Annotated in this window: 21 protein-coding genes; 12 read left to right on the forward strand and 9 right to left on the reverse strand. The window is 66.6% G+C overall.

The annotated features are described in order from the left end of the window. The first annotated feature begins 56 nt into the window (after positions 1 to 56). Positions 57 to 893 carry a hypothetical protein gene (locus tag AC1DDH_RS14145; protein WP_476955667.1) on the forward strand — a complete coding sequence of 279 codons (837 nt, stop codon included), beginning with the start codon at positions 57 to 59 and terminating at the stop codon, positions 891 to 893. Between the two features lie 162 nt (positions 894 to 1055). On the opposite strand, the gene xylB is transcribed toward AC1DDH_RS14145, so the two are convergent. Together xylB and xylA are read right to left on the reverse strand one after the other, a co-directional pair. Then, a complete protein-coding gene (gene xylB / locus AC1DDH_RS14150) occupies positions 1056 to 2570 on the reverse strand; it encodes a xylulokinase (RefSeq protein WP_476955668.1) in 1515 nt (504 codons plus the stop codon). Between the two features lie 19 nt (positions 2571 to 2589). Then, entirely contained in the window at positions 2590 to 3780 is a 1191-nt protein-coding gene (gene xylA / locus AC1DDH_RS14155; RefSeq protein WP_476955669.1) for a xylose isomerase, read from the reverse strand. A 223-nt stretch (positions 3781 to 4003) separates the two neighbouring features. Here xylA and AC1DDH_RS14160 point away from each other — a divergent pair, with 223 nt between their 5' ends. The 9 genes from AC1DDH_RS14160 to AC1DDH_RS14200 all read left to right on the forward strand — a co-directional run bounded on the left by AC1DDH_RS14160 (position 4004) and on the right by AC1DDH_RS14200 (position 12655). Further along, positions 4004 to 4156: a hypothetical protein gene (locus AC1DDH_RS14160; protein WP_230010248.1), complete on the forward strand. Its 153-nt coding sequence runs from the start codon at positions 4004 to 4006 to the stop codon at positions 4154 to 4156. Positions 4157 to 4166: 10 nt separating this feature from the next. Then, positions 4167 to 5387, forward strand: a complete 1221-nt coding sequence (locus AC1DDH_RS14165; protein WP_476955670.1) for an ROK family transcriptional regulator — start codon at positions 4167 to 4169, stop codon at positions 5385 to 5387. Positions 5388 to 5583: 196 nt separating this feature from the next. Further along, positions 5584 to 6603, forward strand: coding sequence for a VOC family protein (locus AC1DDH_RS14170; RefSeq protein WP_476955671.1), 1020 nt, complete (start codon positions 5584 to 5586; stop codon positions 6601 to 6603). A 6-nt stretch (positions 6604 to 6609) separates the two neighbouring features. Next, complete coding sequence (locus AC1DDH_RS14175; protein WP_476955672.1) at positions 6610 to 7572, forward strand: fumarylacetoacetate hydrolase family protein; 963 nt, start codon at positions 6610 to 6612, stop codon at positions 7570 to 7572. Further along, a complete protein-coding gene (locus tag AC1DDH_RS14180; protein ID WP_476955673.1) occupies positions 7569 to 8612 on the forward strand; it encodes a cyclase family protein in 1044 nt (347 codons plus the stop codon). The genes AC1DDH_RS14175 and AC1DDH_RS14180 overlap by 4 nt, the downstream gene beginning before the upstream one ends. A 61-nt stretch (positions 8613 to 8673) precedes the next feature. Then, positions 8674 to 9798, forward strand: a complete 1125-nt coding sequence (locus AC1DDH_RS14185; protein ID WP_476871428.1) for an FAD-dependent monooxygenase — start codon at positions 8674 to 8676, stop codon at positions 9796 to 9798. Further along, positions 9795 to 10868, forward strand: a complete 1074-nt coding sequence (locus AC1DDH_RS14190; RefSeq protein ID WP_476955674.1) for an amidohydrolase family protein — start codon at positions 9795 to 9797, stop codon at positions 10866 to 10868. Before AC1DDH_RS14185 ends, AC1DDH_RS14190 begins: the two co-directional genes overlap by 4 nt. 10 nt (positions 10869 to 10878) lie before the next feature. Next, entirely contained in the window at positions 10879 to 11877 is a 999-nt protein-coding gene (locus AC1DDH_RS14195) for a fumarylacetoacetate hydrolase family protein (protein ID WP_476955675.1), read from the forward strand. 1 nt (position 11878) lies between these two features. Further along, positions 11879 to 12655, forward strand: a complete 777-nt coding sequence (locus AC1DDH_RS14200; RefSeq protein WP_476871431.1) for an SDR family NAD(P)-dependent oxidoreductase — start codon at positions 11879 to 11881, stop codon at positions 12653 to 12655. Between the two features lie 18 nt (positions 12656 to 12673). Here AC1DDH_RS14200 and AC1DDH_RS14205 read toward each other — a convergent pair whose 3' ends face one another. The 6 genes from AC1DDH_RS14205 to AC1DDH_RS14230 all read right to left on the reverse strand — a co-directional run bounded on the left by AC1DDH_RS14205 (position 12674) and on the right by AC1DDH_RS14230 (position 19664). Beyond that, positions 12674 to 13456: an SDR family NAD(P)-dependent oxidoreductase gene (locus AC1DDH_RS14205; protein ID WP_476871432.1), complete on the reverse strand. Its 783-nt coding sequence runs from the start codon at positions 13454 to 13456 to the stop codon at positions 12674 to 12676. 73 nt (positions 13457 to 13529) lie between these two features. Continuing rightward, positions 13530 to 14492, reverse strand: coding sequence for a LysR family transcriptional regulator (locus AC1DDH_RS14210; RefSeq protein WP_476871433.1), 963 nt, complete (start codon positions 14490 to 14492; stop codon positions 13530 to 13532). A 75-nt stretch (positions 14493 to 14567) separates the two neighbouring features. Next, complete coding sequence (locus AC1DDH_RS14215; protein WP_476955676.1) at positions 14568 to 16145, reverse strand: GMC oxidoreductase; 1578 nt, start codon at positions 16143 to 16145, stop codon at positions 14568 to 14570. A gap of 16 nt (positions 16146 to 16161) precedes the next feature. Further along, positions 16162 to 17643: an MFS transporter gene (locus tag AC1DDH_RS14220; RefSeq protein ID WP_476955677.1), complete on the reverse strand. Its 1482-nt coding sequence runs from the start codon at positions 17641 to 17643 to the stop codon at positions 16162 to 16164. Positions 17644 to 17829: 186 nt separating this feature from the next. Then, positions 17830 to 18627 (reverse strand): hypothetical protein, encoded by a 798-nt coding sequence (locus tag AC1DDH_RS14225; RefSeq protein WP_476955678.1) that lies wholly within the window; start codon positions 18625 to 18627, stop codon positions 17830 to 17832. Beyond that, positions 18624 to 19664 carry a Gfo/Idh/MocA family protein gene (locus tag AC1DDH_RS14230; protein WP_476955679.1) on the reverse strand — a complete coding sequence of 347 codons (1041 nt, stop codon included), beginning with the start codon at positions 19662 to 19664 and terminating at the stop codon, positions 18624 to 18626. Before AC1DDH_RS14230 ends, AC1DDH_RS14225 begins: the two co-directional genes overlap by 4 nt. Positions 19665 to 19769: 105 nt before the next feature. Here AC1DDH_RS14230 and AC1DDH_RS14235 point away from each other — a divergent pair, with 105 nt between their 5' ends. Continuing rightward, positions 19770 to 21032: an ROK family protein gene (locus AC1DDH_RS14235; protein WP_476849715.1), complete on the forward strand. Its 1263-nt coding sequence runs from the start codon at positions 19770 to 19772 to the stop codon at positions 21030 to 21032. A gap of 29 nt (positions 21033 to 21061) precedes the next feature. On the opposite strand, the gene AC1DDH_RS14240 is transcribed toward AC1DDH_RS14235, so the two are convergent. Beyond that, on the reverse strand, positions 21062 to 21478 hold the full coding sequence (locus tag AC1DDH_RS14240; RefSeq protein ID WP_476931959.1) for a C-glycoside deglycosidase beta subunit domain-containing protein: 417 nt from the start codon (positions 21476 to 21478) through the stop codon (positions 21062 to 21064). Positions 21479 to 21546: 68 nt separating this feature from the next. On the opposite strand from AC1DDH_RS14240, the gene AC1DDH_RS14245 reads away from it, so the two are divergent. Then, positions 21547 to 22575, forward strand: a complete 1029-nt coding sequence (locus AC1DDH_RS14245; RefSeq protein ID WP_476955680.1) for an apurinic/apyrimidinic endonuclease family protein — start codon at positions 21547 to 21549, stop codon at positions 22573 to 22575. Positions 22576 to 22609: the final 34 nt, after the last annotated feature.

Below are 22609 nucleotides of genomic sequence, written 5' to 3' on the forward strand. Positions count from 1 at the left end.
CCGGCAGGGTAAAGTTATCTGTTCGTAACATTTATCTGACTGGAATGTGTTTGAAGATGCCTGCAGACTCCGCTAATGAAGACAAGCCGAAACAGCTCCTCGGGCTAAGTGGCACCCAGACTATTGGCTCGGCGTTGGCCGCGGTGACCTCTGCCTTGGTGGGGTCCTTTCTAGGCGTTGCCGGGACGCTTATTGGCGCCGCACTCGGCTCCATCGTTGCCACGGTGGGCGCCGCCCTGTATGCCCGGACACTCAGTTCGGCCGCCACCGTGGCAATGACGAAAATCCCAAAGCGACGCAGGGGTGGACTGCCCGCTGACGACGACGGCATGCTGGCCGCCAGCGCCCCGGCCGAAAGCGAAGGACCTCGAGCCAACCGGCTGAAGAGGCAGGTCACCCCAAAGACCTGGATTAAGATCGGGGCGGTCAGTGCTGCCGCATTCGTGATCGCGATGGTCGGTGTCACTGCAGTCGAATTCGGAACCAATAAGCCCATCTCCAGCCTGGTCTCGTCGGCGTCGAGCATCGACGGTGCGGCTGGCCCCACGACGACGCTGGGCACGGCCCTGGGTGGCACTCCGACTGTCCCGGACAAAACGGACGCATCGACCAAGGACGTGAAGGAAGGACCCGGGCAAATCGCGCAAGTGCCCGGGCAGGTCGAGCAAGGTGCCACCAAGACAGATGGCCTGACCACGGAGGGTAGCCCCAGTGGCGCGGACAGCGGCTCGGCCGGAACCGCAGTGCCGGGAGCCGGCGCACCAAGCGACACCACGCCGGCGGACGTCGCCCCCGAAACCGGCCAGAGCCCGAAGCCTGCCCCCGCAACCGAACAGACCCCGCAGCCCGAGGTGTCCTCGGATTCGGGATCGGCCGAGCAGCCCGCACCGTAATGGCGATGACAGGGATCAAGGACCGATAGGAACCTGTTAGGGCTGGCGGGGTCGGACGGCGGTGGTGTGGCGGCTGGCTCATCCGACGAGGACCACCGTATTCTCAGCGGTCAGCCGGCATTTCGTTGCCGCGATGAAGCAAAGGCATTCACGAGCTCCGGCTCAGTTGCCGGGGTCAACGCGACTGCTCGCCCGCAGGTAGTTTTGCCTGATGGCCGGGTGGAAGTCCGGGGCGGGTGCGGCGTCCACCGCGACCGGCCAATCCGGCCGGTTGCCGATGGAGGCCCAGACTGCCTGGACGGCAGCACCCCGGGCCACGTACTCCCCCGGGCTGGGAACCACGACCGGCAGGTCGAAGACCTGGGCCGCGATGGCCTGCACCGCGGGGCTCTGCACGGCGCCGCCGATCAGCAGGAGCCGTGTTGCGGGGCTCCCTTGCGCCCGGAGGGCATCCAGGCAGCCGGACAGTCCGCACATCATGCCTTCGATGGCGGCCCGGGCCAGATTGCTCCTGGTGCTGGAGGCAATGCTGAGCCCGTGGAAGCTGGCCTTGGCGTGGGGCAGGTTGGGCGTGCGCTCACCTTCGAAGTAGGGCACGAGCACCACGCCACCGGCGCCGGGTTCGGCGCCCAGGGCAAGTCGCGAAAGTTCGTCGAAGTCCACGCCCAGGATGCCTGCCACGGAGCCGAGCACGCGCGCGGCATTAAGCGTGACGGCGATGGGCAGGTACTCGCCGCTGGCGTCCGCGAAGCCCGCCACCGTTCCGCTGGGATCGGCGACGGCACGGGAGGCCACCGAGAACACCGTGCCGCTGGTGCCGACGGACACCACCACGTCCCCGGGTTCGGCCCCCAGACCCAGGGCGGCGGCCGCGTTGTCCCCGGCGCCGGCACCGAGGAGAATGCGGTGCCCGGGTCCGGCAGGGCCAGCCAGTTCCGCTGTGCCGGAACCAAAGCAGCCGGGGTGAACCGCCCCGGCAGAGCCGCCGGGGCCCAGCACCCGCGGCAGAACCACGGTGCCTGGATCCCGGTGCCCGGCACCCCCGCCGGCCTCCCTGGCGTCCCGGCCGAAGGCCAGTTTGAACAGCTCCACATCGTATTCGCCGGCCGAAGGGCTCCAGTATCCGGTGCCGCTGGCATCGGAGCGGTCGGTGGTGAGCTGGTCCAGGTCCGGGCCCAGCGGGCTGGTTGCTGCCGGACCGTAACCGCGGAGCCGCCAGGTCAGCCAGTCGTGGGGCAGCGCAACAGCCGCCACCCGGTCCGCCAGGTCCGGTTCGTGGTCCCGGACCCAGCGGATCTTGGTGATGGTGAAGGAGGCCACCGGGACCAGCCCGGTCCTGCGGGCAAAGTCCTCCGCCCCCACTTCGTCGGTGAGAGCGGCCGCTGCCGACGCCGATCGGGTGTCGTTCCACAGCAGCGCCGGGCGCACCACGTTGCCGGCGTGGTCCAGCAGCACCATGCCGTGCTGCTGTCCCCCCACCGAGAGCGCGCTGACGTCCGCCAGCCCGCCGGCGTCGTCGAACGCCGCTGACAAGGCCCGCCACCAGTGGTCGGGGTGGACTTCCGTTCCGTCCGGGTGGGCGGCCCGGCCCTCGCGGACCAGCGTGCCGGTGCCGGCGTCGAGGATCACCACTTTGCAGCTTTGGGTGGAGGAGTCGACGCCGGCAACAAGGTTCATGGAAGCAGCCGTCACGGTCTTAGCGGGCGCCGAGCAGGTGCTCGATGAAGAGCTGCTGCAGCTTCACGAAACCGAAGCCCTTGCCGCCGAAGTAGGCGTCGGCGTCGAAGTCCTCGTAGGAGGCGCGGTCCGCGCGGAGCTGGTCGTAGCCTTCGCCCGGGTTGAGGGTGGGTTCGTTGATTTCCGCCACGCGGGAGGACTGCAGCGCGGCCTGGACCTCGGGGTCGGCGCGGAAGGCCTTGGCGCGTTCCTTGAGCAGCAGGTAGGTCTGCATGTTGGCGGCCGCGGAGTCCCATACGCCGTCGATGTCCTCGGTGCGGCTGGGCTTGTAGTCGAAGTGGCGCGGGCCGTCGTAGGCCGGTCCGCCGTCGGGGCCGCCGTTTTCGAGCAGGTCCACGAGCGAGAACGCGTTCTGCAGGTCGCCGTGGCCGAACACCAGGTCCTGGTCGAACTTGATGCTGCGCTGGCCGTTGAGGTCGATGTGGAAGAGCTTGCCCTGGTAGAGCGCCTGGGCGATGCCGTGGGTGAAGTTCAGTCCGGCCATCTGCTCGTGTCCGGTCTCGGGGTTGATGCCCACCAGTTCGGGGCGCTCGAGGGTTTCGATGAACGCCAGGGCGTGGCCGAGGGTGGGCAGGAGGATGTCGCCGCGGGGTTCGTTGGGCTTGGGCTCGATGGCGAACCGGATGTTGTAGCCCTTGTCCGTGACGTAGTCGCCCAGCAGGTTCACGGCTTCGCGGTAGCGTTCCAGGGCGCCGCGGATGTCCTTGGCGGCGTCATATTCGCTGCCTTCCCGGCCGCCCCACATGACGAAGGTTTCGGCACCCAGCTCGGCGGCGAGGTCAATGTTGTCCAGGACCTTGCGCAGGGCGAAGCGCCGGACGCCGCGGTCGTTGCTGGTGAAGCCGCCGTCCTTGAAGACGGGGTGGCTGAAGAGGTTGGTGGTGACCATCGGGACGATCATGCCGGTGGCCTTCAGCGTGCCGGTCAGCCGGTCGATATCGCGCTGGCGGTCAGCCGCGGAGCAGCCGAAGGGAAAGAGGTCGTTGTCGTGGAAGGTGATGCCGTAGGCGCCGAGGTCGCTGAGCCTGTTGACGGCTTCCACCGTGTCCAGCGGCGGGCGGGTGGCGGAGCCGAACTGGTCCTGGGCCTCCCAGCCCACTGTCCAGAGGCCGAAGGAAAACTTGTCGTCACGGGTGGGCTGAATCGCCATTGAATGCTCCGAAGGTAGGTGTGGCTGCTGTTGCGCGGCTGGCGGGGAACCAGAGGGAATTGTTCTTGACCCAAACATATTATGAATTTTTGCGGTGTCAACCCCGCCAAGCACGGAATGGATACCCGGCTCTGGCCCTGCGGGTGGGTGAATGTTAAGTTGTTCGTAACAGCAATTTGGCCGGCAGATCAAGCAATGAGGCCCTTGGGGGAAGGATCCCACCGTGATTGATCAGATGGTGACCGAACGCAACTGGCCGGAAAACCTCAGCTACGAAACCCATCCGCGCACTGCGTCGGAACCGCAAGACCTCCGGCTGGATTCGGATGAGAAATTCCGCAACGCCTTCCTGGACCGCGCGGTGGCCGGCCGCTGATAGTGTCACGATGATGCCTCCACGTACTCTTGCTTCCGCGGCGGCGAGGGAGCCGGATCCGTCCCGCCGCAACAATTTGTCGCTGCTGACCTCCCTCGTCCACCACCACGGCGTCCTCAGCCGTGCCCAACTGACCCGGCACACGGGACTGAACCGTTCCACCGTCGGGACGCTGATCGGACAGCTCGTTGCGTTGGGCCTGGTCTATGAAACGGCGCCCGCCGGCGAAGGGCACGTCGGCAGGCCGAGTCCGAACGTCCATCCGAGCCCGTCGGTCGCGGCGTTGGCAGTCAACCCAGAAATCGACGCCGTCACTATCGGCCTGGTCAGTCTCGGGGGGAAGGTGCAAAAGAAGATCCGCTTCGACACGGAACGGATACCGAGCGCCCGCGAAGCGGTGAATATCGCATCGGCCGTGATCGCCGGGATGCGCTCCGAGCTGGATGCGTCCTACCGGATCACGGGCATTGGCATGGCCGTGCCGGGCCTGGTCAACCGCGACGACGGCGTGGTCCGGCACGCTCCGCACCTGGGCTGGCGGAACGAGCCGGTCGCCCGAATGCTGAGCGAAGCCACCGGCTATCCGTGCCAGGCCGCGAACGACGCCTCCCTCGGCGCCGAAGCGGAGCTGATTTTCGGCGCCGGCGCCGGGCAGGGGAACCTGATCTACCTCAACGGCGGCGCCAGCGGCATCGGCGGCGGAATCATCTCCGACGGGCAATTGCTCAGGGGCGCCTCCGGCTACGCAGGGGAGATCGGCCATACCTTTGTCCGCTCCGGAGGAAAGCGCTGCCACTGCGGCGCCACCGGCTGCCTGGAAACCGAAGTCTCCCAGTCCCGCCTCCTCGAACTGGCCGGGCTAAGCCGCGGCGACACCGCCGACCTCGAAAAGGCGCTGGCAACCAGCAGCAGTGCTGAGGTGAACGACGAAGTGGCACGCCAGCTCATGTTCCTGGACATAGCCCTGCGCAATGCCGTGAACATTTTCAACCCCGAGGCAATCGTCCTGGACGGCTTCCTGGGAACGCTGTACGCCCTCGCACCGGAGTCGGTGGACGGAGTGCTGCTGTCCCAGGCAATGGACGGCCCCGCCGGGCAGGTCCAGATCTACCGTGCAGCGCTCGGTTCTGACCTGATGATGATCGGGGCCGCGGAGCTGGCGTTTACCCCGCTCCTGGCCGACCCCGCGGGCCTCGGCACAACCACCCGCACCGCGCCCGCGGCGGGCTAGGAACCCGACACTGGTTCGAAAGCCGGAGCAGCCGGTACGGCGTTGCGCGCGGATCGACCCCTCAGGCCAACTATCTGCCATACAAATAGGTGGCATCAGTAAACGCCTCTTCACCGAATACCTCTCTTGCCTCAGTCTGGTTACTAGACCTGCAGCGACCCCACTCAAGGCAATCAGTACTTAGAAGGAATTCAACGTGGAAACTCCCCTCTCCCATCTTGCCCACCTGGAAATCACCACTCCCGACGTCGAAGCCTCGGCACGGTTCTACGAGGAAAAGTTCGGCATGCGCATCGTCGACCGGGTGGACGGCAACGTCTACCTGCGCTGCTGGGGTGACTACTACCGCTACAGCCTGGTCCTCACCGAAGGGCCGGAAGCGTCCCTGGGCCGGATGGCCTGGCGCGCCAACTCCCAGACCGCCCTGGAAGCCGCAGCCCAGCGCGTCGAAGCAACCGGTGTCCAGGGCAGCTGGACCGCCGGCGGCCACGGCTACGGCAAGGCCTACGAATTCACCGGCCCCTATGGCCACCCCATGCGCCTCTTCTTCGACGTTGAGAAGTTCGTGGCTGAGCCCGGTTTTGAATCCACCTACCCGGACCGGCCGGAGCGCCGCAGCAGCCACGCCGCAGCGCCCCGCTTCCTGGACCACGTCACCGTGGCCTCCTCCGATGTCCGAGGCTTCGCCAAGTGGTACAACGAGGCCCTGGGCTTCCGCGTCATGGCCTTCGTGGACCTGGACGAGGCACCCATCACCGTCTTCTCCGTGCTCACGACCAACGAAAAGTCCCACGACCTGGGCGTCGTCCTGGACACCTCCAGCCGCGCGGGACGCGTGAACCACATCGCCTTCTGGGTGGACGCCACCGAAGACCTGCTGCGCACCGCGGATGTCATGATGGAAAACGGCACCGCCATGGAATACGGCCCCTCCATCCACGGCGTGGGCGAGCAAAACTTCCTCTACTTCCGCGACCCGTCAGGCCTGCGCGTCGAGCTCAACTCCGGCGGATACCGCAACTACGTCCCGGACTGGGAAGCCAACACCTGGAAGCCCTCCGAAGGCTCCAATAACTTCTACAAGAACGGCGCCATGCCGCACTCCATGACCGAATCCTTCCCTCCCGCGGAAGGCTTTACCGCCACCGAAGAAGGCGCCTCCCCCGAAATGAAGGAAGCCCTCCTGAACCCCTACGCCAAGCAGGGACGGGGCTAGGACACCATGGCCGAAACACAATATGCACTCATCCGGTTCCAGGAGACCGGTGACAGCAAGGCCCGCGCGGGCCTGCTGGTCGGCGACCGCGTCGTGGCCCTGAATGAGGAGATCAATACACTGATCGAGCACTGGGGCGCCGCCGAGAGCCAGCTGGACGCCATCGCCGCGTCGGTCGGCGAGGACACCGGCCTGGCGATGGCCGACATCGAGGTCCTCGCCCCGGTAGAGCCTGTCCAGGTCCTTCAGACCGGCGCCAACTACCGCAAGCACGTCATCGACCTCGCCGCAGCCCACCGCGAACCGGGCCAGGACGAGGACGAAGTCCGGGACCGGACCGCCGCGATGATGGACAAGCGCGCGGGCCAGGGAACGCCGTACTTCTTCATCGGGCTGCCGACGGCGATCGCGTCCGCCACGGACGACCTCACCCTGCCTGCCTACTCCAAGTCCCACGACTGGGAACTTGAACTGGCCGCGGTGATCGGCAGGACGGCGTTCCGGGTCACCCCCGAGGAAGCCCTGGACTACGTCTTCGGCTACACCATGGTCAACGACATCACGACCCGTGAGTACGTGTTCCGCAAGGACATGCCGGCGATCGGCTCGGACTGGTACCGCGCCAAGAACGCCCCCGGCTTCCTGCCCACCGGACCGCTGCTGGTACCCGCCAAGTTCTTCGGCGACCCGCAGGACGTCCAGGTTACGCTGAAGCTCAACGGCAAGGCCATGCAGGACGAGTCCACCTCAGACATGATTTTCGGTGTCGCCAAGCTGATCAGCGAGGCCTCGCAGATCATGCCGCTGCGCCCGGGAGACCTCGTGCTCACCGGAAGCCCCGCCGGCAACGGCCAGCACTTGGGAAGGCTGCTCCAGGACGGCGACGTCATGGAGGGCACCATTACAGGTCTGGGCACCCAGCGCATCCATTGCAAGGACGAAGTTGTATCTGAAGGCAGCCAGCAGTGACCAGCCAGGACACAGCACCAACCACCACCGGCACCGGGGAATCAGTCACCGATTCCCCGGTCATCCGGCGTGAGGATCCGCTCGGCAGCATCCGCGCCATGGCCGAATCCCACAACAACTGGGGCCGCTGGGGCCAGGACGACGTCCTTGGGACCCTGAACTTCATCGACGCGGACAAGCGTATTGAAGCAGCAGCCCTGGTAAAGACGGGCGAGGCCTTCTCGCTGTCCCAGCCGTTCGACACCAACGGACCGCAGAAGGGCTGGCGGCGACGCACCAACCCTGTCCACACCATGACCGACACCGGCGTGGACGCCGAACGCGGCAACCAGGGCTTCCCGCACGGCTTCGGCGGCGCGGACGACGTCATTGCGATGCCGCTGCAGTGCTCCACCCAGTGGGACGGCCTCGGCCACATCTTCGACCAGGGCAAGGCCTGGAACGGCCGCGCCGCAGGGGACGTGGTCACCTCCGAAGGCGACCTGGTCACCGGCATCGAAACCGCCGCGGCCAAGATCGTCACCCGCGGCGTCCTGCTGGACGTCGGCCGCGCGCTCGGACCCGAACTGGGAAGGAACGACGGCGAGCTGCCGGACGGTTTCGCCATCACCCCCGAACACCTCCAGCGGACCATCGACCTGCAGGGCCCCAGCTCAAAGGTTGGCCGGGGCGACATCCTTGTGATCCGCACCGGACAGCACACCCGGGTGCGCCGCGACGGCTGGGGCGACTACGCCGGCGGCTCAGCCCCGGGGCTGTCCTTCAGCACCGCACCCTGGCTTCACCGCAGTGAAATCGCGGGGATCGCCACGGACACTTGGGGTTTCGAGGTCCGGCCCAACGAGTTCGACGGCGCCTTCCAGCCCCTCCACCAGATCGCCATCCCCAACCTTGGGCTGTTCCTCGGCGAAATGTGGGACCCGGACGGCCTCGCGGAGGCTTGCGCGGCAGACGGCAGGTACGACTTCCTGCTCACCGCGGCGCCCCTGCCCATTACCGGCGCCGTCGGATCGCCCGTCAACCCGATCGCCCTCCGGTAGCTTTCAGTACAACAGCACCACAACCATCATCAGTCAGGCCGTCAATACAAAGGAGTCAGCGATGGCAGCAGTACAGAACGTCGGAATCGTCGGGGCGGGAGCCGCGGGACTGACCGCCGCCATCCTGCTGGCCGACGCGGGAATCCAGGTTGAAATCCTGGAGAAGGCCGATGCCCCGCAAACCCTTGGCTCTGGAATCACATTGCAGGGGAACGCCCTGCGGGTCCTCCGCCAGCTGGGCGTCTGGGAGCAAATCGAGGCGAAGGGCTACGCGTTCAGCACCCTCGGCCTGCGCGCCCCAGACCCCGCCGGCACCGTCATCGCCGTATTGGATGACATGCGGACCGGCGGCGACGACCTCCCAGCCACCCTGGGCATGTACCGCCCCGACCTCACCGCCATCCTCCGCGAGCGTGCCGGGCAGGCAGGCGCACGGATCAGCTACGGCAAGACGGTCACCGAAATAACGGACGACGGCGGTTCCGTCACCGTGAGCACCTCCGACGGCGGCACCGACCGCTACGACCTCCTGATCGGCGCCGACGGCCTGCACTCAGCTGTCCGCAAGGCCATCGGCATCGATGTGGAACCCCGGTCCACGGGCATGGGCATCTGGCGCGCGTTCGTGGAACGGCCGCAGGACGTGGTCCGCACCGACCTGACGTACGGAGGCCCTTGCTTTATTGCCGGCTACTGCCCCACCGGCCCTGACACCATCTATGCCTACCTCGTGGAAAGGGCCCAGGAGCGCAAACACGAGGACGGCCCGCGCATTATGGCCGAACTCGCCGCAGCCTACGGCGGCCCATGGAACGAGATCCGCGCCAACCTGGACCAGAGCGCCCGTATCAACTACACCTGGTTCACTACCCACCTGGTGGACGGGCCGTGGAACCGCGGCCGCACCGTCATCATCGGCGACGCCGCCCACAGCTGCCCGCCAACCATCGCGCAAGGTGCTGCCATGGCAATGGAAGACGCAGCCGTGCTGGCCGATCTCCTGATCGGCGCCGACGAGATCACCGAGACACTCTGGAAAGAGTTCACCGACCGCCGACTGGACCGGGCAAAAGCAGTGGTCGACGCCTCCGTCCAGCTGGGCCAGTGGATGCTCGACGGCGTCCGGGACGCCAACGTGCCGGGCCTCATGCATTCAGTCTCCAGCTTGGTTAGGGAGCCCGCATGAGCACCGGCCCTGCTGAAAAACCCACCGTGGACGTCCACGCCCACATCCTGCTTCCGGCCCTGCAGCAATTGGTGGCCGAAGCTGATCCCGAGGGCTTCGGCGCTCAACAGGCTCTGGAAGTCCGGCGCAACGGACCAGAGTCGATGGCCGCTTCGGGAAAAATGATCAAGGAGCGCTGGCCGCAGCTGACGGACCTGGACCGCCGTCTTGCGGACATGGACGCCCAAGGCGTGGACGTGCAGCTGGTTTCGCCGTCGCCGTCGCACTTCTACTATTTCGCCGCGGAAGAGCTGGCCCTGCAGGTTGCCAGGGCCGCCAACCAGGCGGTGCGGGAGTTCGTGGCCCGCGCCCCGGAACGGCTGAACGGCCTGGGCCTGGTCCCGCTGCAGCACCCTTCCTTGATGGTCGAAGCCCTGGAACACGCCATGCTGGAGTGCGGGTTGCTAGGCGTGGAAATCGGCTCGTTCGCCGCCACCCCCGCCGACCCGGAGCGCAGCACCGTTGAGCTGTCCGACCCCAGGCTGGAACCGTTCTGGAGCCGGGCCGAGGAGCTTGGTGCCCTGATCTTCCTGCACCCGTTCGGCTGCTCGCTGGACGAGCGGCTGGACCGCTTCTACCTCGCCAACACCGTCTCCCAGCCCGCGGAAAACGCGGTGGCCCTGTCCCACCTGATCTTCAGCGGTGTCCTGGACCGGCACCCGAGCCTGTTGGTTCTGGCCGCGCACGGCGGCGGCTACCTTCCCACCAGCCTTGGCCGCTCCGACCATGCCTGGAGGGTCCGGCCGGAGGCACGCGGCTGTGCTGAGCCGCCGTCGTCGTATGTGAAGAAGCTGTTCTTCGACTCCCTGGTCCACAGCCCGGCTGAACTGCGGGCGCTCGTGGCCGCCGCTGGCCCGGGGCAGGTCCTGCTCGGCTCGGACTACCCGTTCGACATGGGCTCCGACCGCCCCGCGGCCGAGGTCATCGAGGCACAGCTTTCCGCCGAGGACGAGGCCAGGGTGCTGTCCGGCAACGCCGCTGCCCTCGGCATCACGCCCGCTTCCCTCCTCGCCGCCCGCCACACAGCCTAAGGACGTTTTTATGGTCAAGATTGCTCGCTGGAACCACGACGGCGGGACGCAGTCCGGCTTCGTTGACGGCGGAACCTGCTACGCCCTGCCCTCAGGCCACACGGTCCAGACACTCCTGGAAGCAGGGCTCGAGGAGACCCTGGGTTTGGCCCGGCGGATCATCGGGTCTGGCCCGGCCGTTAGGCTGGCGGACGTGCAGCTGCTCGCCCCACTGGCGCCCGCCACCATCCGGGATTTTGTCGCGTTCGAGGAACACGTCGAAGGCGTGCGGAAGAGCATCGACGGCGTGGCCGGCGTGGTGCCCGAATGGTACGAAGCGCCCACCTTCTACTTCACCAACCCGTATACGGTGACCGGCACTGGCGAGGTGATTGGTATTCCGGCGGGTTGCGAGGATCTGGACTTTGAAACCGAAGTCGCCGCCGTCGTCGGGCGCGTCCCCGGAAGCGACGGCCGGAACCTGACTGCAGCGGAGGCGCACCGGCACATTTTCGGCTACACCGTCCTCAACGACTGGTCGGCGCGGGACCTGCAGCGCCGGGAGATGAGAGTCAGCCTGGGGCCGTGCAAGGGCAAAGACTTCGCCAATACGCTGGGGCCTTGGATTGTCACCGCGGATGAGTTCGAGGACCTGCACGACGCCGAGGGGTTCCTGCCGATCTCCATGGCCGTGGAAGTCAACGGGAATGCCATCGGCCAGGACCTGCTGTCCAATATGGGTTGGCCGTTCGCCGAGCTAGTGGCCTACGCCTCGCAGGACTCCGTGGTCCGGCCCGGCGATGTGTTGGGCTCCGGCACGTGCGGCAGCGGTTGCCTCGCGGAGCTCTGGGGACGGAACGGCGCGAAGACTCCCCCGCCGCTGAAGACGGGAGACGTGGTCCGCATGACGGTGGAAGGCATCGGGACTATAGAGAACACGGTAGGTGAACGCCGTAACGCCGGGACCCTGGTGCGTGCCCGGCAGCGTCCGCGCGACCGGGTCGCCTCTGCGGTTCCTTCCGGGACGTAGGGTGGTCTCCCTTCAGCTCGATGGCCGGACCGTGGTGGTCACCGGCGCTGGCCAGGGCCAGGGCGCTGCCGAAGCGCACATGCTGGTGGAGGCCGGGGCCCGCGTCATTGCCACAGACCTCGCAGTGGACATGCCGGCCGAGCTGGCCGCCGTGTCATCGTCTTCGGCCGGTGCGCTGGTGTACCGGCAGCTGGACGTCAGCGATGCCTCCGGCTGGTCCGAACTCGCTTCCTGGATCGAGTCCCATGGGTGGCAGGTGGACGGGTTGGTCAACAATGCAGGCATCACCCAACGGAGCCGGTTGCTGGATGCCTCTGTGGCTGACCTGCAGCGCGTCTATGAAGTCAATGTCGCCGGATGCCTGCTGGGGATCCAGGCGCTCGCACCGCTGATGGGCAGTGCCGCATCCATCGTCAATGTCGGTTCCGTCGCAGGCCTGACCGCGCACTATCCGGTGGCCTACACCGCCAGCAAGTGGGCACTGCGGGGCCTCTCGCAGGTGGCCGCCATGGAGCTCGGCCCGCGGGGGATCCGCGTTAATACTGTCCATCCGGGCTTCATCGAAACGCCCATGACGGCGAGCGCTAAGCCGGAATTCAGGCAGGCCACCCTGGCCGAGACCCCGCTGGGCCGCACTGGAAGCGTGGAGGAAGTGGCCGGCGTCGTGCTGTTCCTCCTCAGCCCGCTCTCGTCCTTCGTGACCGGTGCCGAGATCCCGGTGGACGGCGGCCAGTCGGGCCACGGCGGAGCAAAGTCCGTCTCCGACGCCATGCGCTGACGCGGTGCACGATTCCAACTAGCCCGGCAGCACGGCCGACCAGCCGCCGTCGACCATCAGGTTGGCGCCCGTCACGTATGACGCTTCGTCGGAGGCCAGGAACAGCGCGCATTTGGCCACTTCTTCCGGCGTGCCGATCCGGCCCAACGGGATGCTGCCGGCGATGGACCGCATGGGGTGGTCGGCGGCCAGGAGGTTGCCCTCGGTCGCTGCGGTGCGGATCATTCCGGGGCTGACAGTATTGACGCGGAGTCCATGCGGAGCCCCTTCGGCCGCGAGCTGCCTGGTCATGGCCACCACGGCCCCCTTCGTGGCGGTGTGGGCCAGCCGGCCGTTGGTCATGGAACCGGTAACTCCTGCCGTGGATCCCACCAGCACAATGGCGGCGTCCCGCACCCGGATCAGTTGTGGCCAGAAGTATTTGACCGGCAGGAACACCACATCCATCTCGTGTTCGACATTCCACTTCCAGTCGGCAAACGTGAGCTGCTCCACCGGGGCGAAGCGGGTGACCGCCGCGTTGGCATACAGGATGTGCACCTGGCCGTGGTTTGCGGCTACATCCTGCGCCCATGCCGCCACAGCGGCCTCGTCTGTGAGGTCAACCCGGCGGCTGCTCATCCGGCCCCCGGCTGCGGTGACCTGGCGGACGGTGCCCGCGGCGCCGTCGTCGTCCATGTCACAGCCCACCACCACGGCGCCCGCCTCGGCGAAGGCGAGCGCCGCCGCCCTGCCTTGGCCGCTGGCCGTTCCGGTGATGACGGCGGTCTTGCCGTCGAGGCGCTGGCTGGAGACAGGCATGGGGGATCCCTTTCGAAAGTGCGTTTCTTCGACTTTCGCAGGGATGGTCCGGATGGGGAACGGCGCTTTGGTTCTAGGTGGTATCCGCCGCGTGGATAGTTACCGGGTGCGCGGTGATGGGGAAAAGTTCGTGCAACCGCGAACAGGCCCGCTGGACCACGGAACGCAGCCAAACGCTGGCAGGGTCCTCCGCCTGGGACGGGTGCCAGTACATCGCTTCCACGAGGGACGCTTCAGCGCCTTCGGAGAACCCCAGCACAACGATATCCGCGCCGCGCTGGGCCCGTGCTGCCAGCATCCCGGGGACGAGCGCCACGAGGTCTGTCCCTTCCACCAGGAGTGGCAGGGACAGGAACCCGGCCACCACAGCCGCCACGCGGCGCTGGATACCTCGCGATTCGAACAGCTTGTCCGCCGGGGTGCTGATTCCCTCACCGAAATAGCCGACGGCGTGGGGAACGGTGGCCAGGTCCTCCACGGTGAGCCGGGGCCGCTGGATCAGGGGATTTCCGGTGTCAGCCACAGCAACAAAGCTGTCCCGGAACAACTGCTTGCTGGCTCCCTGCATCTGGTATCCCGTGGGCCCGACGAGCAGGTCGATTTTTGAGTAGTCGGCCATCTGGCCCTGGATCCCGGACTTGGCTGTGGGAACGAAATCCACCGACACTCCGGGTGCCTCCTCGCGCAGGATCCCCCGCAGCGGCCCCACGATCAGGGCCGCCGCGTAGTCCGAGGCGGCGATAATGAACTCCCGCTCGCTCGTGCCGGCGTCGAAGCCGGACCGCACGCGCGTGGCCCGCTGGATGTGAAGCATGGCTTCATCAACCAGCGGGACCAGGGACTGCGCGAAGGGCGTGAGGTCATAGGCGCGGCCGTTCCGCACCAGGAGTTCGTCGTCGAAATGGCGCCGGAGCCTGGCCATTGCGGCGCTGGTGGCCGGCTGGCTGAGCTGGAGCCTCTCGGCTGCCCGGGAGATGTTCCGCAGTTCCAGCAGGACCTGCAGCTGGGGCAGCAGGTTGAGGTCCAGGTTCTTCATACCCACAGGTTATCCGTGCCTCGACGTCAGCCCGGCCACAGCTGGCGGGCGTCTGAGCCCCAACGAGCAGCTGACCTAGGCACTCTGCGAACCAAACTCCTCAGCAACCTTCCGGGCACCGCGGACGGCGATGGCCACGCTCATCAGCGTGGGATTCATGGCCGTTGCCGTCGGAATGAGCGCATTTCCGCCCACCACCAGATTGTCGTAGCCCCACACGCGTGACCAGGGATCCGCCACCGAGGTGCCGTCGTCGGTTTCACCCATGCGCATGGTGCCCTGGTAGTGCAGGCTCGAGCCGTTCGGCATGAGCCTGGGCTCGGCCACGAAGGCGCCAAGGGCCTTGCCGGCACGCCGCAGCCGCTCGGTTGCCTCGGCGATTTCCGCGTTTTCCCGTTCTGTGAGCGCATACTCGATTCTCATGTTGGGGAATCCCCGGTAGTCCGGCTCATTGTCGTCGAACGTGACGGCATCCTCGTAGCGCGGGTGCTTGCGCATGCCGTAGCCCATGTTGACGTAGCCCCAGCGGTTCTCGGAGTACGGGGTTCCCGGCTCCATTGGGAACGGCGTGGTCTCTGTGTACATCACCTGGACGGAGAAGGGGTGTTCCGGCTCTGAGAACGGGATGCGGTTGACCGCCGCGACGGGGTCTGCCGGGTTCAGTGCGCGCCGGGCCAGCTCGGCCTTAAGGTCCTCTTCGGTGGCGTACCGCCCCATCCTTTCGGCATCCAGCGCCACCGTGGAGATGACCACGGGATGCTCGGTCAGGTAGTGGCCGAGGGCCTGCGGCCGCACACCGGATGCCCAGAGGAGCTGCGGGGAGCGGAAGGCATCGGCGGCCACCACCACGATGTCTGCTGCCACGAATGACTTCTCCCCGGTGCGGAGGTCCTCGACGGTGACACCGGTGACCCGGTGTCCGTCCAGTTCCACGCGGCGGACCAGGGTGAGGTCACGGAGTTCGAACTGCTTCGAGAGCGGGCTGTCCTTGTCGATCAGCGGGCCGAGGACGACGTCGGCCCCCGCCCAGCGCACGGACCCGTCGGGCTGCGGGTCCCCGGCAACCGGAAGGGTGCCCACGCCATACCCATCCGGCAGCTCCGCGCCGAACTCTTCATCGAGGAGGGTCCGAATGGCCTCACCAACGGCGGAGTCGGCAAACGCTGCGCTGTGGACGTGCAGCAGCTGCTTCGCGTCCTCAATCAGACCGTCCCATTCGTCGTCAGCTATGAAGGGGACTTTTTCACTGAAGGCGGGCGACGGCGTCGCGCAGGTCCAGTGCGCACCTTGGCCACCCACGTTGGTGGCCGCAGCCGCCGCGGGAAAACTCGGGGCGTGGGCGGAGCCCGCGCCGCCGAAGTCCAGAAGGTGGGTTCCCTGGCGGGCGGTGAACATGCCCTCGGTGACTGTGGCTGCCGGGATGCCGAGCGACTCCCGGTAGGCGCCGGCCTGCGGCCCCTGTGACATTTCGCGCGCACGAGCCTTTTCGCCAGGGTCGGCAATGTTGCGGACGCTTTCGCCGGGAACCTCCGTCACCTGCGGTCCGGCTTCGAACATCACCACCCGCGCGTTCGGGACCTGCTCGAGGAGGACCCGCGCATAGGTGGAGCCGATGGGCCCGCTGCCGACGATGGCGATGGTTGGGTTGGACATGTTGTCTCCTTTGAAATCAGGCCGAAAGGGATTCGGAAGTTGTTTGGGGGGCGGGAACGGGTTCGTCGGAGAGGCGCCCGTGCGGGAGCAGGACCGCCGCGACTATTCCCACGGCGTAGGTGGCCGCCAAGGCAATAAAGATGGGGGTGAAGACTGAGCCGTAGATCTGAGCCACGCTGGCCTGGACTGCCGGAGCGGCCCCTTTGACCAGTTGCGGGGTCAGGGTGGAAGCGTCCAGGCCCGCCGGCAAAAGGGCCGCCACGCCGAAGCCGATCACCCCGCCGATAATCGCCGTCGCCACTGTTGAGCCCACCTGCCGCACCAGGTTGATGGTCGCGGTGATGGTGCCGGTCTGGCTGGCCGGAACAGCTCCCTGGACCACAGTGACGATCAGGCTCATGAACGCGCCGGTGCCCATCCCAACAACGGCCATGACGATCATGGGAACCCACAGCGGAAGCCCGGCGGGCAGCACCGCCATCACAAAGAGTCCGGCGGCCCCCAACGATGTTCCCAGGATGGGGAAGATCCGGTACCGCCCCGTCCTGCTGGCCAGCCATCCGGTGAGCAGGTTGCTGGTCAGCATGCCGAACACGGTTGCGATCGGCACGAGCCCGGACACGGTGGCGGTGGTCTGGTACGCCATTTGGACGTATGTGGGCAAATAGGCGGTGATGGAGAAGAGGCCGACGCCGATAATCGCCGAGAGTGCGGTGCCTGCCGCGATGGTCCGGTTGGCGAAGAAATGCAGGGGGACGATGGGTTCGGGTGCGCGGCGCTCAACAAAGTAGAAGGCAACAAAGCCCAGCATGCTGACCGCGAGCGCGGCAGCGGTGGCGGGGCCCGCGCTGCGTTCTGCGGCCCAGGTGGCGGCGAGGACAAGGGCCACCAGTGCAGCAGTAAATACAGCCGCCCCGGCAACATCGAAGTGGCGGGGCATGGGGCCAGGCTCCAGGTGGGGAACCGCAACCAGGGCAAGGGCCAGGGCTGCAGCGCCCACCGGGATGTTGATCCAGAAAACCCACTGCCATCCCCAGTAATCGGTGATGGCGCCGCCGAGAACGGGTCCAACCAGGACCGCGATGGGGAAAGCTGCGCCAATGATGGCCATGTAGCGCGGACGTTCCCGCTGCGAGGTGACCCTGGCGATGATGGTCTGCGACATCAGCTGCAGGCCCGCGGAGCTCATCCCCTGCAGGACGCGCGCGGCGATAAGCCAGGCCATGTCCTGCGAGAACCCGCAGGCCAGGGAGGCCGCCAGGAACATCACCAGCGAACCGAGGAAGATCCGGCGGGCTCCCAGGACATCACCTAGTTTGCCGAGCACCGGCAGCAGCACTGTGCTCGCGAGGGTGTATCCCACAACAACCCAGCTCATGAGCTTCAGCGCGCCCAGCTCACCCGCAACCGTAGCCAGGGATGTGGACACCACGGTGTGGTCCAAGGCCCCGAGGAACGAAACCGTGAGCAGGGAGATAACAAGGAGACGGAGTCTCAAAGGTGAAAGTGGCATAGTGATCTACCCGAACGATCGGGCCGTCGACGCGACGTATTGTGCCTCCGGCGCACCATCACGACGGAGAACGGGTTCGGAAGGAACCCCGGCGCCGTTACTCATGCTACCGCACTTTAGTTTGAAAGCAACAAAAGAATGCGTGAATTAGACGCCTGTGGCGGGCATCCCTTATGTAGCAAGCACGGCGCGCGTGAGGGACATGTCCTCGAGCAGCTCAGCCAGGTCCGTTCCGGGCTGACCGGAAGAGTGCGCCTCGATAGCCCGGCGCAGCGCCAGACGGGCTGATGATTCATAGCGCTCCGGAGCCCTTAGTGCCCCGTCCCCGGTGGACGTCTCCAGCCGCGTCAGCCCGGCCTGCTGGTCCACGGTGACTTCGGTTCGCACCTCGCCGAGGCCCAGCACCTGGAGCAGGCCGTGGGCGTGAAGGCCCGCTGCCGCCGTCGCCCCCAGGGTGACGGGTATTGCCGCGCCCGCGGATCCCCCTGAATCCAGCAGGGCAATCCTGGCTTGCGCCGTGGCACTGCACACCTGGAGCGTCAACGGGCCCCGGACCAGTGACCGGGCCCAGCCCAAGCCGTCGCGGATTACCGCTTCAAGACCTGCCGCGGGGGCAGCGCACTCGACGGTGACGATCCGGGCCGGCCTGCCTCGTCTGGCCCGGAGGGCATCGGCAACCACATCCGGGCGCAGCCGGGGACGTTCAACGATGACCGGGATGTCACCGGGCCACGGGTGGGCTCCGATTCCTTTCTGCGGGAGCGCAGCAGGGTCCGCAACCACCACGGCCGCCGCTCCCCTGGCCCGGGCGTCCAGCATGCCCTGCCACCAATCGCCGGATCCAGGCACCACAGCCACCGCCCCACTGACGTCTCTGGTGAGTGCAGCACTGACGGAAAGCTCGGCGACAGCCGCGACATAGGAGGGCAACACCGTGAAGATGCCGAGCCCTGGATCTGCCGAACTCATTGCGACACCCCTTCCAGAACCTTGGCTGCGGCAGCATCGGCCAGGTCGATTGCAAAGTGCGAGTCAGCCAGCAGCTCGTCGTACTCCACCGGGACCCCGCCTTCAAGGAGCGAGGCAAGCAGGCGCCACTCAGCCATATAGCCGTCTTCCGGATCCCGCCTGTACTCCGTCCACTGCCCGTCCGTGCTTCGCACCCGGGTGGCCGCGCTTCCGGCATGGACAAAGGCTGGCGGGAAATTCACCTCGATGCGGTCGTGGGAGGTGGCGATATTCATCCTCCAGAGGGCATCCGGTCCTTCCGGAAGCATGGTAAGCGCCAACTGGACCAGGATTCCGCCGGCCCGATACCCCACAAGGTAGCCGACTGGCGGAGCGACCCTGGCGTAGACAACCTCGTCGATGCCTGGCGCGATGTCCCTCACGGCCGGGAGATCATGGATCGCAAGACCGGTCAGCAGCTGCCGCAGGACGCCGGCCGCAACCGCAGGACTGTCGACGTCCAGGCGTCCCCGCCGGGCGGCCTGGAAAGGGCCGCCCTCGGCGACCAGCCGGTGGTACCTGTCATTCGGCGGGAGCGCCAGCGTCACGGAGATCGCCTGCACCCGGCCCGCGAGGGCCATAAGATGATGCCTGGCCCGCCCCCATGCGGCGTCAAACAGGTGGTTCGTCCCCACCAGAAGGACCGTTCCCGCGAGCCGGCAGGCAGAGATGACTTCGTCGGCTTCTTCCCTGCTGGTGGCCAACGGCTTCTCGCAAAAGATGGCAGGCTTCCCCGCGGCTACAGCCGCCAGGATTTGGCGGGCATGTTCAGCGGGCGGGCTGCAGATGGCCACCAGGTGGACTGCCGGGTCCGCAAGCAGGTCCGCCTCCCCCACTGACCACCGGGCACCAAGCCTTTCGGCCAGGCCCTGGGCGCGCCCACTTCCCGCATCGGCAATGTGCACCACCTTGAACAGCTCCGCCAGGCGCCCCAGCACCGGCAGATGCAGGGCCGCGACGCCCGGCCCGGCCCCAAGAACTCCTATATTCCAAGGCATCGTCGCCCCCCTCTTTTGTCCTTATTATTCATAAGTACGGAAATATCCGGCTATAGTCGCGTTCAACCCCACCTTAGTCCCCCCTTATGTGTGAGAATTGTGATCATGACGACAGAGTCCACACTCCGCTTTGGAGCACAAACGGATGAAGTGACGAGCCTGCTGAGGATCGTCAACCTGGTGCGAACGGGCGAGGCGACAACGCGCCCTGAAATCGGCAAGGTCACCGGGCTGGGCAGGGGCGTTGTCAGCCAGCGTGTGGACCAGGCCATTGAGATCGGCTTTCTCGGGGATGGAGAATTCGGCGCCTCCTCCGGTGGCCGCGCACCCCGGACCCTTCGCTTCCGCGCGGAGCAGGGCCGGATCGTCATATGCGCCCTCGGAGCCGCTCATATAAGGGTTGGCGTCACTGCCCTGGACGGCGACATCCTGGCACACACGCACCGCACCTGGGACATCGCCCAGGGCCCCGAGAAGACCATTGACGCCGTGATGGCGCTCGTTGACGACGTGCTGAAAAAGGATCACCAAGTGCCCGTCTGGGGTGTGGTGGTGGGCCTCCCCGGCCCGGTTGACTTCGCCACGGGACAACCGGTGGCACCTCCGATCATGCCCGGGTGGAATGGATTCGATGTCCGCACACCCTTCGAGGACCGCTTTAACGCACCGGTGTGGGTGGATAACGACGTCAACCTGCTTGCCCTTGGTGAGCGCGCCCGGCGTCGCGAATCCCTCGCGAACCTCATCTATTGCAAGATCGGTTCCGGCATCGGTGCCGGCCTGCTGTCCCAGGGCAGAATCCACCGCGGCGCCAACGGCGCGGCCGGCGACATCGGCCATGTCCGGGTTTCCGACTCCCATGCCCAATGCCGCTGCGGCAAGATCGGCTGTCTCGAAGCGGTGGCCAGCGGCTGGGCCCTGGTCAGGGACGCGGAAGAGGCTGTCAGGGAAGGCACCCACAGCTCCCTGGCTCCGCTGGCAAAAAAGGGGACACTGACCCTCGAGGAGATCACCCTCGCGGCCCAGGCCGGGGACCCGCTGGCCATCACACTGATTCAAAAGTCGGCCCGGGTAGCGGGTGAGACCATTGCAGCCCTGGTGAACATGTTCAACCCCGGAATCATCGTCATCGGCGGGGCCATGGGATCGGCCGGCGAAGTATTCCTGGCCGAAGTGCGCCAGCGGGTCTACGAACTGTCCCTGCCGCTCGCCACCCGCGACCTCACCATCACCTTGTCCGTCAACGATGAGCGCGAACCCCTGCGCGGAGGAGCCGAGCTGGCGCGCGAGCAGCTGTTCGATGTCACCTTCCCGCGCTGGTTTGCTGACGGCAGGCCCTCACCGGAACGGCACGCCGTTCCCGCATAGGGTCCACTGCGTGGCCTGGGCATAGCCGCTCAGGCCACGTCGCGGGAAACGCTGGGTACCGGCGCCCGGTCAAGCTCCAGCTGGGCCTCCAGATGGAACGGCAGGACCAGCGGCGAACCGGGACGCGCCTGAAGGTAGGGCACCAGCAGCTGGAAGTCGACGGCGATGGCGTGCACCCCGCGGGAAAGCTCGCGCCTGCCGGCCAGGACCAGCCTGTCCTGCACGAACCACCACCCGGACTCCGCCTGCAATGCGTCCGCACGCACGCGCCGGGCCCCCAGCACCACCGCCAACTCCCCTGGTGCCACCGGGATGCCGTCGAGCTCAACTGCGAGCTCAGCCACGCTGGAAAGGGGCATTGAGCGGATCCACGACAGGCCGAGCCGGAGTTCAAAGCCTTCCGGCGTGGCCGTCAGCGCATCTTCGCGCAAAGCGGTTTGCAACATGGCTTCCGTCCTTTATCCTAAAAGTGACATAAGTTTGTCATTAACAAGCATAAATGGGAAGGCATCACATGGCCCCCGCACTTCCTGAGAACTGGACCCTCTGCGCCAGCTCGTTCAACTGGACTCCGGAGATCACGGCAGCCCGCCGGACAGCCTCGGACGTTGTGATTGGCATCGCGGATTCCGTGACGAAGACAATAGAGCTCGAACCTGGGCTGCTGTGGCGGTCCTTCCCCGCTCCGCAGGACGCCGAGGTGGACGAACTGCGGGATTCGCTGGCGGCAAGAGGGGGACGCGTCAGCATCGTTGGCGCCAGCCTCGACGACTTCACGTCCGCAACCGACCGCCGCTCGTTGCAGGAGCGCTTGGACTTCCTGGTCCCCCAGCTCAGCGCCGCCAGCCGAGTGGGTGCCCGCGGGATCCGGTTGCCGATCGGACAGGCGGGCACGGAACTGCTCACGATGCTGCAGCCGCTGCTGCATGAACTCGATCTGGTGCTGTACGAAGAAATCCAAGGGCAGCAGACTCCAAACAACCCTTCGGTGGCACCAGCCCTGGATGCGATAGCCGGGCTGGCAGATGAGCGCGTTCGGGTACTCGTTGACATCAGCATGCTCATGCCGGCCCTTCCCGTCACGTACCTTCATGAGTTGCGGCGGGGCGGCGTTCCTTCCGATCTTCTGGCGCGCCTGGAGAATGACTGGCGCGATCCCGCCACCCACGGTGCCGTTACCGCCCTGCTCCGCGCAGGGAAGGTTCCGCCGCGCATCCACACGCTCTTCATGAACCTGCTCATCCGCTTCGGCCGCAGTGACGCCGCAGACCTGCAGGGCATCCTCCCCCTGGTGGGCGCCTTCCATCTGAAGTTCTGGGATCTGGACGACGACTGCGGTCGCGTTTCCCGGCCGCTGCATGACCTCGGCAGCCTGCTGCGCGGGACCGGCTTCACGGGCACGCTGACCAGCGAATGGGGCGGCCACGAGTGGCTGCAGGACGACCCAACGGAGATGACGCGGAGTCACCTGGCCCTGGCGGGGGCAGCCCTCGCGGAGCCAGCAGCGGTGGAGCCGGCACCAGCGGCCCGGGCTGCCCTCTGACCGATATAAAAAGCTGACCGGATACAAGAAGCTC

This window comes from Arthrobacter sp. 10T425 (genome assembly GCF_056393985.1).

Bases quoted from the DNA above. Each gene is read 5' to 3' on its own strand.
- AC1DDH_RS14145 (WP_476955667.1), top strand. From the start codon at position 57: ATGCCTGCAGACTCCGCTAATGAAGACAAGCCGAAACAGCTCCTCGGG.
- AC1DDH_RS14175 (WP_476955672.1), top strand. From the start codon at position 6,610: ATGGCCGAAACACAATATGCACTCATCCGGTTCCAGGAGACCGGTGAC.
- AC1DDH_RS14245 (WP_476955680.1), top strand. From the start codon at position 21,547: ATGGCCCCCGCACTTCCTGAGAACTGGACCCTCTGCGCCAGCTCGTTC.
- AC1DDH_RS14225 (WP_476955678.1), bottom strand. From the start codon at position 18,627: ATGAGTTCGGCAGATCCAGGGCTCGGCATCTTCACGGTGTTGCCCTCC.
- xylB (WP_476955668.1), bottom strand. From the start codon at position 2,570: ATGAACCTTGTTGCCGGCGTCGACTCCTCCACCCAAAGCTGCAAAGTG.
- xylA (WP_476955669.1), bottom strand. From the start codon at position 3,780: ATGGCGATTCAGCCCACCCGTGACGACAAGTTTTCCTTCGGCCTCTGG.
- AC1DDH_RS14190 (WP_476955674.1), top strand. From the start codon at position 9,795: ATGAGCACCGGCCCTGCTGAAAAACCCACCGTGGACGTCCACGCCCAC.
- AC1DDH_RS14235 (WP_476849715.1), top strand. From the start codon at position 19,770: ATGACGACAGAGTCCACACTCCGCTTTGGAGCACAAACGGATGAAGTG.
- AC1DDH_RS14210 (WP_476871433.1), bottom strand. From the start codon at position 14,492: ATGAAGAACCTGGACCTCAACCTGCTGCCCCAGCTGCAGGTCCTGCTG.
- AC1DDH_RS14165 (WP_476955670.1), top strand. From the start codon at position 4,167: ATGATGCCTCCACGTACTCTTGCTTCCGCGGCGGCGAGGGAGCCGGAT.
- AC1DDH_RS14195 (WP_476955675.1), top strand. From the start codon at position 10,879: ATGGTCAAGATTGCTCGCTGGAACCACGACGGCGGGACGCAGTCCGGC.
- AC1DDH_RS14185 (WP_476871428.1), top strand. From the start codon at position 8,674: ATGGCAGCAGTACAGAACGTCGGAATCGTCGGGGCGGGAGCCGCGGGA.
- AC1DDH_RS14240 (WP_476931959.1), bottom strand. From the start codon at position 21,478: ATGTTGCAAACCGCTTTGCGCGAAGATGCGCTGACGGCCACGCCGGAA.
- AC1DDH_RS14205 (WP_476871432.1), bottom strand. From the start codon at position 13,456: ATGCCTGTCTCCAGCCAGCGCCTCGACGGCAAGACCGCCGTCATCACC.
- AC1DDH_RS14230 (WP_476955679.1), bottom strand. From the start codon at position 19,664: ATGCCTTGGAATATAGGAGTTCTTGGGGCCGGGCCGGGCGTCGCGGCC.
- AC1DDH_RS14215 (WP_476955676.1), bottom strand. From the start codon at position 16,145: ATGTCCAACCCAACCATCGCCATCGTCGGCAGCGGGCCCATCGGCTCC.